Below are 13,737 nucleotides of genomic sequence, written 5' to 3'. Positions count from 1 at the left end.
CTGAACGTTCTCTATGTCAAATTCTGCTTCCGAATCTCTCGTAGCCGTCACGCGCGGACCGATTACGGAAAGCGTCCACCGCGGCCACCTGGCTGCCGTCGATTCCTCCGGCCGCCTGATCGCCTGTATAGGCGATGCGGGGTTCTATACTTATGCGCGGTCGACCGCCAAGCTGCTTCAGGCCATCCCCCTGCTGGAGATGGGCGGCGCGGACCAATTCCTACTCACCGAGGCCGAGACAGCCCTCGTATGCGCCTCACATAACGGCGAACCCAAGCATACGATCACGGCGGCCTCGATCCTGGCAAAGGCCGGACTCGATGTAAGCGCTCTAGACTGCGGACCGCAAGAACCGCTGCTGAAGAGCGAGGCGGATAGACTCAAGTATGAGCGCGAGCCCGCCACTCCCGTTCATAATAACTGCTCCGGCAAGCATGCAGGCATGCTCGCCTTGTCGCGCCTGATGAATGTATCTACTCATCAGTATACTCGTCCCGAACATCCTGTCCAGCAAAAAATGCTGCAGACCGTCAGTGACATGTGCGGCATACCGGCGAGCCAGATCCGCATCGGCGTCGACGGCTGCGGCGTTCCGGTCTTTGCGATGCCGCTCTCTTCGCTGGCTCTGGGCTACGCCAGACTCGGCAATCCTGATGGACTGGAGCCAGCGCGGGCGGATGCATGCCGCCGGATTTTGAGCGCCATCGGTCATGAGCCGTTCTTTCTGGCAGGCACCGACCGCTTCGATACGCGGCTGGCCGAGGTGACGGGCGGACGTATCATCGGCAAGATGGGAGCCGAAGGCGTGTTTGCCGCGACTATTCCGTCCGAGGGTGTAGGCCTAGCGATCAAGCTGGAGGACGGAGCCGAGCGGGCCTTATATCCTGCGGCGGCCGAGGCGCTGCTTCAGCTCGGCTTTCTGAGCGAAGCCGAAGCTCAGCTGCTCGAACCCTTCCACCGTCCGTACGTTGTCAACCGCCGCGGTGAGAACGTCGGGCGGCTAGAGCCGGTCTTCCGGCTTTCTCATCTCTGATAGCAGTATTCAACATCCCTACTATTCCCATAAAAGTACGAAAGCATGTCATCCATCCTTTGCGCATATTCATGAAAAAAGAGGCCTCGAGGGCCTCTTTTTACTGTACAAATTTATCCGCATCCGCCGCTGCAGCTGCCTCCGGAAGAGCATCCCCCGGTACTGGCAAGCGGATCATTCGAGGGGACCTTGATCGTATCGGACACGGCACGGGCGATCGTCTCCGATACGGAATACAGCAGTTCGTCGAGTCTGCGCTCTGCTTCCTTGAAGCGGCGCACTGACTCGACCGCATCCAGCTTCGCCTCGACGGCTCTTACTTGGTCGAGCGCCTCATGATAGTTCGGATGATAATGGCCGAACCGCTCGCATTCCTGAAATTTCTCCTTGCTCTTCAGGAACTCCTTCACGAGCAACTGCACTTCGGCATCCGAATCCTTGCGCTGTTTCCAATATAGATAATCCGCCGTATCCGCGGAGTTTTTGATCAGATCGGCTAAATCGTAGGCTCCCATCAGCATTGTCGACATGTCAAGCGTGCGCGATTCCATAACCGCCATCCAAACAGCACCTGCCTTTCGGTACAAATAATAGGCTTGCCTCACCAGTATAGCACAATCGCAAGGCTGCGTGTTCGGTTAATATTTATCGTTAACCCCCGGCAGGATCAGCTTCATCTCCTGCCATTCCCCTTCCAGCAGCCGGATCTCTGCCGGTCGTCCACGGCCTTCTCCTTCTGCAGCTACACGCGGCTCGGCCCCTGGAGACTCAGCCTCCATCCCGGTGATGCACCAGCTCCCCCGGGTTTCCTGCAGCTTGCGAGGGACTATCCTGCAGTCTTCCCCTGCCTTGCGGATCTGCAGCAGTGAGCGAAGCTGGATCGCCTTCTCCACGATTTCCCTCCGCGTAGAGGGGTGGTAATTGCGGTAATCCTTCAACCACGATGCGGGAATATCACGCAGATCCGGATACAGCTCGAAGGGCTCAGGCAGCGCCGCGTCCATCTGGAAGTAGCCTGCTGAGTGCCGAGCATACACGAGCCCTTGGACTTCCGAAGGAAGCTCTAGCGCCTCAGGCTCAGCAAAAGCCATAACTTCCGGTTGGCGCAGCACCGGATAATCCCGCTGCTCGTCCGCTTGCTGCAGCTTCAACCCGGCGATAAAGCCTGCCTTCTCCAGCACGGAGGCGAGCGTCTTCACATGAACGGGATCTACAATATAGTCTCGTTCGCCGATTAGCTCACCCAGCAGCTTGGCGGCCGCTGGCAGCCTCCAGACGGTGCGTGCCGTCTCCGCATCAGCACATCGGAGCATGGTCAGGCTGACCACATGGGTCAAGCCGAACGGTTTGGCCCATTGCTTCAGGGCAAGCCGGATATTCTCCGGAACGCCATAAGCCGCATGGGCGTCCAGGAAAGCTATGACCTCATCTGCGGACCGGCCATTTTCCAGTGCGTGCTTCATACTATCCTTGGTCAACTTATACACACTCAGCATGTCCCGGAGCGGTTCCGTCGCCAGACAGCCCAGCTCCCACTGAACATGCAGAGGTACGTCTGGCGGCACGAGAATATCGAAGTCCGGCTGCACCAGAAGCCTGCCTTCCTCTAATTCCTGGGCTGCATAAGACCCCGCTTCCCCGGGATGCCGTCTCCAGCGGTAGCTGTACTCCACGAAACTCTGATGATCCATCCCGTTGGCATTCGGGACGATCGGGATATGCATCTCCTTCTCCAGCCATCCTAAGCCGCATAGCGGCTCCAGCCATAGCTCCTGCAGCAGACGGACACGCTCCCGAAGTTCTAGCGGCTCAGCCGCCAGGTCCAGCAGCCCTACCCGGACGAAGGACGTCACGATCTGCGACGCCTGGAGAGCAGCGGAGGCCGGCCATGCTTCAACCAGCAGTGCAGCATGCTGCAGCCAGACCTCCGAAGGAAAGGCAATGTCCTTCCACCAGGCATACAGCTGCTTATTCTGCTCGGCCCGAGACAGGAATAAGAAAGTGTGCAGCGCTTCAGGCTCAAGGCGAAGCTCATCCTCCTGACGGCTTAGCAGCTTGAGCTTGAGAGCCATGTCCAGCACAAGCGCAACCCTGAGCGGATAGGCGTCGGCATAAGCATACTTCAAGGAGATCCCGCCGAAGCTGCGCTCGTCCCAGGAAGCTAGCTCCGCCACCTGCTGTACAATACGCTTGGGCAGCGTACCTTGCTTCGTCAGCTTGAGCTTATGCTTGGCGGCATAGACGAGCACATCGAATAACGGCAGCACCGGATCAAAACCGTCTTGCAGCTCTTCAACCTTCTCGGTTTGATTGGGAGGTCCAGATAAGGAGGCAAACAAGATCCGCTGCCACCGGGCAAAGCCATCCTCCGGCAGCAGATACATGAGCTCGCCCCAGGATTTGCGGAAGGCAAACACAAGCCCTTTGCGCCGGAGTCCGGCGAGGCCCGAACGAATCTCCGCACCGGATAAGCGCGCCTCCGCCGCCCGGTCCAGACGCGTATCGTCAAACGGAGAGCAGCCGATCCGGCGGACGATGATGTCCAGAATCACCCGCTCCGCCCTGTTTAGTCGGTTGTAGACAGTCTCCAACACAACGTCATCCTGCCACGCTTGCTCCAGAGTTTTTCCTTCCCTCAGCCAAGCGGCATAAACCGGCTCTCCCTCCAGCCGGATTCGCAGCTCCTGAGGCATCAGCGCGGCAAGTTGCGGGTACTTCATGGATAGATCGCCTCCTTCGGCTCATCCTCATGGCCTGTTGGATCTTCTCCCGGATAGTCGGTCCCGTTGCCGGAAGCTTCTGGGTCCGACAACAGCCGTCCGTAATCCAGTTCCTCCGGCAGCTCCACCACCCGATACGAATATCCCTGCTCGATCAGAAACAATTGCCGGTTCATCGCAAACTCCTGCTCCTTCGTATCCATACTGACGAGCGAGTAGAAGTAAGCTTTATTTTTCCCCGCCTTGGGGCGCAGGATGCGTCCGAGGCGCTGCGCCTCCTCCTGCCGCGAGCCAAAACTGCCCGATATCTGAATAGCAACCGCCGCATCGGGCAGATCGACGGCGAAGTTGGCGACCTTTGATACGATCAGCACCTCAAGCCCGCCGCTCCGAAAAGCCTCGTATAGCTCCTCGCGCTTCTCCTGCGGCATCTCACCGCTGATCATCGGCGCTCCCGTCCGCTTGGCCAGCTCCTGCAGTTGCTCCAGATAATGTCCAATAAGCAGGATCTGCTCGCCTTGATGCCTGCTTAGCAATGCTTCCGCTGCCGCAAGCTTCGCCGTATTGTCACTCGCGAGCCGTGTGCGTTCCCGCTCTTCGGCCATCCGGTAAGCTTCCATCTCCCGAGGAGGAAGCGGGACCCTCAACTCGACGCAAGCCACCGAGGCGATCCAGCCCTGGGTCTCCAGCGTTTTCCACGGCATCTCATAGCGTTTGGGCCCGACCAGCGAGAATACATCCTGCTCGCGGCCGTCCTCTCTCACCAACGTAGCCGTCAGACCGAGCCGGCGCGTCGCCTGAATATCCGCGGTTATCCGGAACACCGGGGCAGGCAGCAGGTGGACCTCATCATAGACGATTAACCCCCAGTCTCTCTTATTAAATAAATCAATGTGGAGGAAAGGGCCGTTCTTCGACTTCCGGTACGTCAAGATCTGATACGTCGCAATGGTAACCGGGCGAACCTCCTTCACGGAGCCCGTATATTCGCCAACCATCTCATCCGTCAGGTCCGTCTTGCTCAATATCTCCCGCTTCCACTGCTTCACCGACGTGCTGTTCGTCGTCAGGATCAGCGTCGCGCAGGACAGCTTGCCCATAGCGGCTATGCCGATGACCGTTTTACCTGCACCGCAGGGCAGCACGAGCACGCCGCTGCCGCCCTGCATCGACCCTTCCCGGTAAAACGAATCCACGGCCTTGCGCTGATAATCCCTTAGCTCGAACGAGCCCTCGTCAGTTCCCGGATCGGAGCGCAACCGGATCGGCAGCGCTTCTCCCTGACTGTAGCCAGCCAGATCCTCGACGGGGAAACCGAGCTTGATCAGCTCCTGCTTGAGCAAGCCCCGGTGCTGAGGCGAGAATCGCAGCGTACGGGCATCTGTCTGCACCAGCCCGTAAGAACGGAGCGACTTAAACGATACCATCTCCTTAATCACATCCAGGTCGTCGGAAATCAGCAGCAGATCGTCACCGATACGTTCCAGACGAACAAGCCCATACCGCTCGATAAACCTCAGTATGTCCTGCTTCACTGAAGCCGGCACACCGAATTTGGCATGCTTCTCGAGAAATTCCACCACTTCGTCCGAGGTCAGACCGGATGCGGCCGCATTCCAGAGCGAAAGGGAGGACATCCTGTACGTATGCAGATTATCCGGCGACTTCACCAGCTCTGCGAACCTGGCAAGCCCGGCACGCACCTCCTCGAATTCCGGATGGCGCGTCTCGGCCAATATGCAAAAATCATGCTGCACGATCAGGGGGCTATTCTTCCGATATCCAGCCATAGGCGATCCCTCCAAACTTTAACAGTTAGTTTTAGTATGAGGGAACAGCCTAAGATTTAAACATTTTAGAAACAACAAGAACCATCCCTTGGCTTTGGCCGAAGGATGGTTCTTGTTATTTCAGCGAACAAATGGACGGGACATCCGTTACATCACAGGTTGTTTATCCGATTTGGAAATGCGGCTTAACGCCTCTCCCGCTTCGTCCTCGAATTTATCCCGTACGGCCAAGTCGCCGATGGATACGATACCTACAAACTCACCATTCTCTACGATCGGCAGCCGGCGGATTTGCTCCTTGGCCATCACCCTCGCCGCTTCATCTGCCGTCGTATCGGGAGATACGGATACGACTCTGTCGCTCATGACTTCCTTAATGGCGGTAGAGCCTTCCTTCTTGGCGGCAAATCCCCGGATGACCAGGTCACGGTCGGTCAGCACGCCGATCAGCTTCTTGCCATCGACAACCGGGATAAAGCCGGTATCCTCCTGCTTCATTTTGACCGCTGCTTCATATACATTGTCCTGGAGTGTTACCGTCACGCAATCCTTCGTCATGATTTCCCGAAGCGTTCTCGCTGCCATAAGCGGAAATCCCTCCTGAGCTTTGAAAGTCCGGAGCCTTGCCTGCCCTTGCCGCAGACATAAGGCTTCGTCTTCCATAGAGTTTCCCTCAGGCCATCTTCCCATGCGCGGCCCGGCTGTTACTTAACGGCAATGCTCAACCGGTTTTGTTCCAGGTAGTCCAGTGTCATATTCACGAAGAGTTTGGCCGCATACAGCATGGAGGTTTCATCAATATCGAACTTTGGGTGATGATGCGGATACACAATTCCCTTCTCGGGATGCCCCGCTCCTACGAACATAAAGCATCCAGGAACCTTCTCCAGGTAGTAAGCATAATCCTCGCCGGCCATAATCAGCGGCGACAGCAGTGTACGGTCATTGCCAAACGTTTGCGGAGCAGTCCGGAAAAACCTCTCCGCCTCACTTGCATGATTGACCACAGGCGGATAGCCCATCTTGTACTCCAGCGTATAGCTGGCCCCGTGCATCAGACAGGTTTGCTCCACGATCGTCTCCAGCCTTTTTCTCACCTTCATGCGCAGTTCCTTATTGAAGGTGCGTACTGTTCCTTTGAGCGTAGCGGTTTCAGCAATAATATTGAAGGTAGTTCCGCTATGTATAGACCCGACGGAAACGACACATGGCTCAGTTGGATCAGCCGAACGGCTGACGATGGACTGAAGATTCACGACAAGCTGGGAGGCAATAAATACACTATCGATTGCTTCGTGAGGAAGACCTCCGTGCCCTCCCTTGCCCTTAATCCCCAGCACGAACTCATCGGCAGCGGCCATGGCCGGGCCTGGCTTGCAGGCGGCCGTTCCGACTTCGAACGGAGTCCACAGATGGATGCCGTACATCACATCGACCTGATCGAGCACGCCATCCTCGATCATCCCGAGCGCGCCTCCCGGGGTCGTCTCTTCGGCAGGCTGAAAGACGAATACGAGCTGCCCCCGAATCTGCTCCCGCCGTTCGCTCAACACCTTCGCTACGGCAAGCAAGGTGGACGTATGGGCGTCGTGGCCACAGGCATGCATGACGCCAGGCACGGTCGAAGCATATTCGCAACTTTTCTCGTCCTGGATCGGCAAGGCATCCATATCCGCCCGCAATGCGACCGTCGGTCCGTCCTCCAACCCCCGCAGACGTGCTACGACTCCATGACCTTTACCCGCTTGCTCGCGTACCTCAAGCCCCCATCCGCGAAGCTTCTCTGCGACGAACGCGGCTGTTGCGGACTCCTGGTAAGACAATTCAGGATGGCGGTGCAGATGCCTTCTCCACTCCACCATATCCGGGTAAGCAGCTTCCAAAGCTTCATATATATCCATATCAATGCCTCCGATGATATAGCGCTTAGATTTGTTATCCTATTATTGTAACAAAAGCCTTGGCAGGTTTCATCCCATGTGTCACAAATTTTCAAACTTTCCCTGGCGGGCAGCCGGGGCGGCCATGCATTAGGCTTGCACAAGTAAGGGAAACATACTATCATGGGTAAAGTGATGTACATAGATTAGGAGGGCTTGCTGTGATTATTGAAAACAGTGGTTTGAAGGGCCTCAAGAGCGATCTGGCCCACTTGGACGAAAGCATGGAGCAGCTTGGCTTCGTACGCTGGCAATGGGAGTACTACCGCGCCACCTACGACCTGAAGCTCGAAGATAAAGCAACCGGCAACGATTATTTCCTGCGTATCAATACGCGCGTGGAAAGCGGCAAGCTGGAATCCCCTTACGCCATCCTTTACGTGGAAGAAACTTATATCGGAAGAGCTACATTCCCGCACGGACTCGATTACAACTCGCCGGTTCCGGACTCCATCTCGAAGACGGTTACCGGGAAGCTGGCTGAGCTGAAGTCGAAGCTGACCCAATAGGCGGAAGCTCACGATGAGCGCCCCGCGGCGAGGAACGCCTGATTTTCTGCTGCTTTTCCTGACGTTTTTACTCGTGTGCTTCGGTCTGGCCTTCGTATTCAGTGCGAGTGTGGCGGAGAAGGACCCCTGGTCAATGGTCATCAGCCAGGGCAGCAAGGTTGTCATTGGAACGTTCATCATGTTCTTCTGTATGAATGTCGATTTCCGCAAATTCCAGAAATGGGTGGCTCCTTTCTTGACCCTGGCCATCGTCCTGCTGATGCTCGTGCCGATTATCGGCATTGAGATCAACCGGGCGAAGAGCTGGCTGAATCTCGGCCCCTTAGGTACCTTTCAGCCCACCGAGTTTGCCAAGCTTGCCGTGATTATGTATCTGGCCTCTCTCATCAGCAAGAAAGGCGATAAAATCCAGGACTTCAAGCGCGGGCTGGTGCCGCCGCTGCTCGTCGTCGGGTTCATCTGTCTGCTGATCATGCAGCAGCCCGATCTCGGCTCCACGATGATTCTCGTCATGGGCGCAGCGCTGGTCATTATCGTCGGCGGCGCGAGCTTCAAGCATATCGCCACGCTGGGCATCGGCGGCTTCATGGCGATGTGCGTAATCGCAATCGTTTACTTTCTCAAAACGAACGGCGAGAGCTACCGGGTAGGCCGGTTTACGACTTACTTGAATCCTTTCGCGGACGCGAAGGGGGAAGGCTACCAGATCGTACAGTCGCTCTTCGCGTTCGGTCACGGCGGTTTGACAGGGGCCGGTTTCGGCCAAAGCATCCAGAAGCTGCACTACCTGCCCTTGGCCTACAATGATTTTATCTTTGCGGTTATCGGCGAAGAGCTTGGATTTATCGGAACTTCCCTGTTTTTGCTGGTTTATCTGCTGTTCCTGCTCCGCGGTCTGATCGTCGCGCTTCGCTGCCAAGAGCTGTTCGGGATGCTGACCGGTGTCGGCATCGTCGGCATGATCGGCATCCAGGCCTTTATTAATGTCGGCGGGGTCACCAATACGATTCCGATGACGGGAGTTACACTGCCGCTCATCAGCTATGGGGGGACTTCCATCATGATGACCTTGATGAGCCTGGGCATACTCCTCAGCATCTCTCGCGAACAGAACGTGCCCGCCAAGGAACCGCAGCAAAGGGTACATGGCAGAAAGAGAGCCGTCTAGGCTCTCTTTTTTTGCCTTCCACGCTGCCTGAGACCATTCCCGGCCGTATTCAGATCAAAAAAGCAGAGAAGCGCGCGGCTCCCCTGCTCCCTATGTTTTATTTCACTCGATGCTGCGGGTCTTCTGCCGTATGTACAGGTTCCTCTTCGCGGAAAGCGACACCTTCCACCTTCACATTGACTTCCACCACAGACAGGCCCGTCATGTTCTCAACGGCCTCCCGGATATTCTCCTGAAGATCGCGACAAACCTCCTGAATCTTACTGCCATAGTTGACGATAACACGCAGATCGATGGCTGCCTCAACCTGGCCGACTTCGACGGATACGCCGCGCTGCACGTTCTTACCGCTCAGACGCTTCGCCAAGCCTTCCGAAATTCCTCCCGACATGGCGGCGATCCCTGGCGTTTCCAATGCAGCGAGCCCTGCTATTGTCGCAACGACGTCATCTGAAATGCGGATAAGTCCTGTTTGAATTTCTTCGCTCATGAGGATCACTCCTTCAAGGATTATATCTCTATTGTAATAAGTTACAGGATGGAAAGCAAATCCAAAGAGACCGGTATTGACAGCGTTCGACAATCCCCGCTCGGAGTCCTGGAGGACGCTGGCAAATCCCGGCTTGCTGACCGTTTACCCAAGCGAGACAGGCTGTTTAGCAGCAGCTTCATGGACACGTGATACACGAATCCAGCGGATGCGGTGGCTGTCTCTCTCAAGCACCTCGAAGGCAAGATCACCATGCGTATATACACTCCCTGGACTGAGCTCCGGAGACTGCATATACAGCCAGCCGCCGATCGTGTCGACTTCGTCATTGTTCAGATCGGAGCCAAGCAGTTCATTCACCTCGCTCAGCAGCACCTTCCCTTCAAGCCTATACTGACCGTCATCCAGCTTTTCGACTGGCTTCACTTCATCCGCATCGAACTCATCCCGGATTTCTCCGACAATCTCCTCCAGTATATCCTCAATAGTGATCATACCGGCAGTTCCTCCGTATTCATCGATCAGTATGGCAAAATGCACCTGCTGCAGCTGCATTTTCCTCAGCAGCGCTTGAACCGGGATCGAGTCCGGTACTGTCAGTACGGGCTGAATCAGCGAGTTCAGATCCATAGGCTCGCCATGGCCCCCATCGTGCAGAAAAAACCGCTTCGTGTTGACCATGCCGACGATTCTGTCCTTGCTCTCCGAAGCCACGGGGAACCGGGTATATTGCTCACGGCGGATAATGGCTATATTCTCCTCTAGCGTCAGATTGGTGTAGAGGCAGGCCATATCGGTCCGCGGAACCATGATCTCCCTCGCCAACAGCTCGTCGAAGGCAAAAATCCGGCTGACATATCCATACTCTGCTTTATTGATTTTCCCGCTCTGGTAGCTTTCCGACAGGATGATCTGAATCTCTTCCTCGGAATGGGCATCCTCATGCTCCTTAGCCGGCTTGATGCCGAACGCACGGATCAGTGAGTTCGCGGAGCCGTTCAGAAGCCAGATAAACGGGTACATAATTTTGTAGAAGAGCATAATCGGCCTAGCCACAAGCAGACTGACTTGCTCCGCCTTCTGGATAGCCAGCGACTTCGGCGCCAGCTCACCCAGCACCACATGAAGATAGGTAATCAAGACGAACGCGATCAGGAAGGAAATCACTCCGCTCACCTCGCCGCTAAGACCGATGTAGCTGAATAAAGGATGGAGAATTTTTTCGACGGTCGGCTCACCGAGCCAGCCCAGTCCGAGCGCCGTAATCGTAATGCCGAGCTGGCAGGCCGATAAATAGCCGTCCAGATTCCGGGTGACCTGCTGAACCGCAACCGCATGTTTGCGTCCTTCCATCACCAGCTGGTCCACACGGCTGGAGCGGAGCCTGATAATCGCGAACTCCGTAGCTACGAAAAAAGCCGTCAGCACAATCAGCAAAGCAACTAATACGAGATTTACAATCATGGTTACCTTCCTTTTCATATTTAGACTAATCTAATAACGAGTTCCTATGAACTTATTTTATGATCTTTCATATGAAATCACAAACCGATTTTTAGCCGCTGTCAGACCGAATACGTCCGTTTTGAGCTCATCTTGCTTCTGCACACCACTCGCTCGCTTATTCTTTCCCTTTGACAAGCTTTTTTCTAAATCTTAAGATAAGTTCATAAGAACTTGACGCTAACAGAAATTGAGGTACGTGATATGGAAACCTTCACACTCACCCGCAAGGAAATGTCTTCCCTGCTCGTTTCACTCCAGAGCGGCTCTGACAAGAAGCCGGTAGCCATTCTTCAGGAAGCCTGGTCCAAGCTTCATCAGCATGAGCTTCGCCAGGGGGCGAGCTTGACGGCCTTCCTGTCTACAAGGCTGCCCGGCGTATTCGAAAAGCTGCTGAAAACCGATCGGATCGGCGGCCTTTCCCTTCAGGAAATCGTCGCCCTAGGGAATACGATTGAATATACTAACTTCTCCGTGACTTCCGTGCAAAACTGGGTAAAGCGCGATTTCAAGGAATTTCTGGGCGCTCCCCAGGCGGGTAAGAAATATTCGCTGCAGCAGGCCGCCCTGCTGTTTATAGTCGAGGACTTGAAGAGCAATCTGGACTTCGAGTCCATCCGCAGTTTGTTTCATATCATTTTTCTGAAGCCTGAAGACGAGCATGACGATCTGATCCGCCCGCTGGATCTTTATGTTGCCTACACGCATCTCTTTGAGGAATTAGATGAGAATAATGACCAGATGCTGGATGTACAGGGCCATGAAGAGGGCAAACGCAATCACGACGTGTTGATGGAGAATATGCTCCGCTTGCGCGCCGATCAATATGTTCGTCAGCTCAGCACCCTGAAGCCGGAGCAGAGCGAAGCGGTGCGCAATGTGCTTTTTATCGCAATGGTATCGATCCAAACCGCTTATTTTCATTCCTTAGCCCGGCAGTACCTCAATGCCACCCTGTTCCTGCAAAACTTGTAAACAAGAAAGAACGTTAAGGACTAAAAAATTCATGATTCGAAAATTCATGATTGCTATAATTTACCTCCAGGATTAGAATAGATTTTGTTGATTTGAGGAACACTTTTCCATATGGGGTGATTGGGTTGAAACGCCACGGATTCACGATTGGACTCGTGGGCAGCTTTGCACTCAGTGGCATCGTCCACTATGCCGGAGCGGCCTTTATAGGTTCTACCGTACAGTTTATTATTTCGGCGATTGCGATTATTTTTGTCGCCGGTTTTTTGGGCAAAGCAACGGAGAGTGTGGCTCATTATGCGGGAGAACGTGTTGGGGGATTTTTGAATGCAACCTTCGGCAATGCGGCGGAACTGATCATCTCCATATTTCTGATTAAAGACGGGCTGTTCGATGTGGTCAAAGCGAGCATCACAGGTGCGATTATCGGAAATATGCTGCTCGTGCTAGGTCTTAGCGTATTGCTCGGCGGGATGAAATACCGCGAGCAAACCTTCAATGTCAAGCTGGCCGGACATAACGGCTCCCTGATGCTGCTCGCTGTGATCGCGCTGTTCATCCCTGCTGCCTTTACCCGCAGTCTGACCTCCAACGAAACGATTAATCTGAGCGTTGTCGTCTCTCTGATCCTGATCGTGGCGTATCTGCTATGGCTGTTCTTCTCTATGGTTACGCATAAGGATGATTTGACAGATCCGGTCGTCGAGCACGGAGAGGCTCCCTGGTCGAAAGGACGGTCGGTATTCTACCTGATTCTCGCCACCGTCATGGTCGGCTTCGGCAGCGAATGGCTCGTCGGTACGCTGGATGCATTCAGTCATCAGTTCGGATTGTCCGAGCTGTTCGTCGGGGCGTTCCTGATCGCCATTGTGGGCAATGCCGCCGAGCATAGTGCCGCCATCATCATGGCTCGCAAAAACAAGATCGGCGCCGCGATCGAGATTGCCATCGGCAGCTCGCTCCAGGTGGCCTTGTTCGTAGCGCCTCTGCTCGTACTCTTGTCCATGCTGTTCGGCAAGACCATGGATCTGGTATTTACGACTTACGAGCTGATCGCGATCGGTGTGGCTGCCTTCATCGCCAAATCGATCTCCCAGGACGGGGCAACCACCTGGTATGAGGGTGTGCTGCTGCTTGTCGTGTACGTCGTGCTCGGCATCGCCTTCTACCTGGTGTAGAGATGATCCGGAACACAAAAACAAAGGGTAACCTTCCTTAAGAAGGTTACCCTTTGTTTTGCAGCTCCATGGCCTCATACAGCGTAGCCAGATTGCGCTCCAGCTTCACCAGAATCTGCTTGCCCGTCGACTCTGTAATCAGCTCCGCACGGATCGCAAAATCAATTTCCCGCGACAGCCCGTAAATTTGCGTATCTAAGACCTCTTCATACAGAGGACATTTCCGTGTGGTCAAGTTTTCCATCTGTACTTCAATCAGCTTCTCGATCTTATCCGCATCCTCTTGCAGCAGATGCAGCGCTTTCTGCGATAAGCTGAGCAGCACATCCGACGACATGGCGCTCCCCCCTGTAATCCCCGTAAGCATGATCCCCGAGCTATCCAGGCGATCGCCCGAGTTGTTCCGAAACCATGCGAATCTACAATATGGC

At 55.0% G+C, this 13,737-nt stretch carries 13 protein-coding genes; 5 read left to right on the top strand and 8 right to left on the bottom strand.

The features are described 5' to 3' along the window. Nucleotides 1–13 precede the first annotated feature (13 nt). A complete protein-coding gene (locus tag WMW72_RS28900; protein ID WP_341419067.1) occupies nucleotides 14–1,033 on the top strand; it encodes an asparaginase in 1,020 nt (339 codons plus the stop codon). Nucleotides 1,034–1,146: 113 nt separating this feature from the next. On the opposite strand, the gene WMW72_RS28895 is transcribed toward WMW72_RS28900, so the two are convergent. From WMW72_RS28895 to WMW72_RS28875, 5 genes are all read right to left on the bottom strand, one after another. Continuing rightward, entirely contained in the window at nucleotides 1,147–1,593 is a 447-nt protein-coding gene (locus tag WMW72_RS28895) for a YlbF/YmcA family competence regulator (protein ID WP_341419066.1), read from the bottom strand. 78 nt (nucleotides 1,594–1,671) lie between these two features. Further along, nucleotides 1,672–3,753: a helicase-associated domain-containing protein gene (locus WMW72_RS28890; protein WP_341419065.1), complete on the bottom strand. Its 2,082-nt coding sequence runs from the start codon at nucleotides 3,751–3,753 to the stop codon at nucleotides 1,672–1,674. After that, nucleotides 3,750–5,543 carry a DNA repair helicase XPB gene (locus WMW72_RS28885; RefSeq protein WP_341419064.1) on the bottom strand — a complete coding sequence of 598 codons (1,794 nt, stop codon included), beginning with the start codon at nucleotides 5,541–5,543 and terminating at the stop codon, nucleotides 3,750–3,752. Before WMW72_RS28885 ends, WMW72_RS28890 begins: the two co-directional genes overlap by 4 nt. Before the next feature lie 147 nt (nucleotides 5,544–5,690). Continuing rightward, entirely contained in the window at nucleotides 5,691–6,128 is a 438-nt protein-coding gene (locus WMW72_RS28880; RefSeq protein WP_341419063.1) for a CBS domain-containing protein, read from the bottom strand. 119 nt (nucleotides 6,129–6,247) lie between these two features. Then, nucleotides 6,248–7,444, bottom strand: a complete 1,197-nt coding sequence (locus tag WMW72_RS28875; RefSeq protein ID WP_341419062.1) for an amidohydrolase — start codon at nucleotides 7,442–7,444, stop codon at nucleotides 6,248–6,250. A 200-nt stretch (nucleotides 7,445–7,644) separates the two neighbouring features. On the opposite strand from WMW72_RS28875, the gene WMW72_RS28870 reads away from it, so the two are divergent. Further along, nucleotides 7,645–7,992 (top strand): YugN family protein, encoded by a 348-nt coding sequence (locus WMW72_RS28870; RefSeq protein ID WP_341419061.1) that lies wholly within the window; start codon nucleotides 7,645–7,647, stop codon nucleotides 7,990–7,992. Nucleotides 7,993–8,005: 13 nt separating this feature from the next. Next, nucleotides 8,006–9,160 (top strand): putative lipid II flippase FtsW, encoded by a 1,155-nt coding sequence (gene ftsW / locus WMW72_RS28865; protein WP_341419060.1) that lies wholly within the window; start codon nucleotides 8,006–8,008, stop codon nucleotides 9,158–9,160. Between the two features lie 97 nt (nucleotides 9,161–9,257). Here the strand turns inward: ftsW and WMW72_RS28860 are convergent, their stop codons facing one another. Both WMW72_RS28860 and WMW72_RS28855 read right to left on the bottom strand, forming a co-directional pair. Then, a complete protein-coding gene (locus WMW72_RS28860; RefSeq protein ID WP_341419059.1) occupies nucleotides 9,258–9,650 on the bottom strand; it encodes an Asp23/Gls24 family envelope stress response protein in 393 nt (130 codons plus the stop codon). 144 nt (nucleotides 9,651–9,794) lie between these two features. Beyond that, on the bottom strand, nucleotides 9,795–11,114 hold the full coding sequence (locus tag WMW72_RS28855) for a hemolysin family protein (RefSeq protein WP_341419058.1): 1,320 nt from the start codon (nucleotides 11,112–11,114) through the stop codon (nucleotides 9,795–9,797). A 243-nt stretch (nucleotides 11,115–11,357) separates the two neighbouring features. On the opposite strand from WMW72_RS28855, the gene WMW72_RS28850 reads away from it, so the two are divergent. Together WMW72_RS28850 and cax are read left to right on the top strand one after the other, a co-directional pair. Further along, on the top strand, nucleotides 11,358–12,128 hold the full coding sequence (locus WMW72_RS28850) for a DUF1836 domain-containing protein (protein WP_341419057.1): 771 nt from the start codon (nucleotides 11,358–11,360) through the stop codon (nucleotides 12,126–12,128). A 125-nt stretch (nucleotides 12,129–12,253) separates the two neighbouring features. Continuing rightward, the gene (gene cax, locus WMW72_RS28845) at nucleotides 12,254–13,306 is read left to right on the top strand and encodes a calcium/proton exchanger (protein WP_341419056.1); all 1,053 of its coding nucleotides are present in this window, start codon (nucleotides 12,254–12,256) and stop codon (nucleotides 13,304–13,306) included. A 46-nt stretch (nucleotides 13,307–13,352) separates the two neighbouring features. Here the strand turns inward: cax and WMW72_RS28840 are convergent, their stop codons facing one another. Then, the gene (locus WMW72_RS28840; protein ID WP_341419055.1) at nucleotides 13,353–13,643 is read right to left on the bottom strand and encodes an Fpa/YlaN family protein; all 291 of its coding nucleotides are present in this window, start codon (nucleotides 13,641–13,643) and stop codon (nucleotides 13,353–13,355) included. Nucleotides 13,644–13,737: the final 94 nt, after the last annotated feature.

Source organism: Paenibacillus filicis (assembly GCF_038070315.1).
Taxonomy (GTDB): domain Bacteria; phylum Bacillota; class Bacilli; order Paenibacillales; family NBRC-103111; genus Paenibacillus_G; species Paenibacillus_G filicis.
The sequence above is the reverse complement of the archived record's forward strand: the minus strand, read 5'-3'. Positions and strand labels throughout refer to the sequence as shown.

Bases quoted from the DNA above. Each gene is read 5' to 3' on its own strand.
- WMW72_RS28890 (WP_341419065.1), bottom strand. From the start codon at position 3,753: ATGAAGTACCCGCAACTTGCCGCGCTGATGCCTCAGGAGCTGCGAATC.
- WMW72_RS28875 (WP_341419062.1), bottom strand. From the start codon at position 7,444: ATGGATATATATGAAGCTTTGGAAGCTGCTTACCCGGATATGGTGGAG.
- WMW72_RS28880 (WP_341419063.1), bottom strand. From the start codon at position 6,128: ATGGCAGCGAGAACGCTTCGGGAAATCATGACGAAGGATTGCGTGACG.
- WMW72_RS28885 (WP_341419064.1), bottom strand. From the start codon at position 5,543: ATGGCTGGATATCGGAAGAATAGCCCCCTGATCGTGCAGCATGATTTT.
- WMW72_RS28850 (WP_341419057.1), top strand. From the start codon at position 11,358: ATGGAAACCTTCACACTCACCCGCAAGGAAATGTCTTCCCTGCTCGTT.
- WMW72_RS28900 (WP_341419067.1), top strand. From the start codon at position 14: ATGTCAAATTCTGCTTCCGAATCTCTCGTAGCCGTCACGCGCGGACCG.
- ftsW (WP_341419060.1), top strand. From the start codon at position 8,006: ATGAGCGCCCCGCGGCGAGGAACGCCTGATTTTCTGCTGCTTTTCCTG.
- WMW72_RS28860 (WP_341419059.1), bottom strand. From the start codon at position 9,650: ATGAGCGAAGAAATTCAAACAGGACTTATCCGCATTTCAGATGACGTC.
- WMW72_RS28855 (WP_341419058.1), bottom strand. From the start codon at position 11,114: ATGATTGTAAATCTCGTATTAGTTGCTTTGCTGATTGTGCTGACGGCT.
- WMW72_RS28840 (WP_341419055.1), bottom strand. From the start codon at position 13,643: ATGTCGTCGGATGTGCTGCTCAGCTTATCGCAGAAAGCGCTGCATCTG.
- WMW72_RS28895 (WP_341419066.1), bottom strand. From the start codon at position 1,593: ATGGCGGTTATGGAATCGCGCACGCTTGACATGTCGACAATGCTGATG.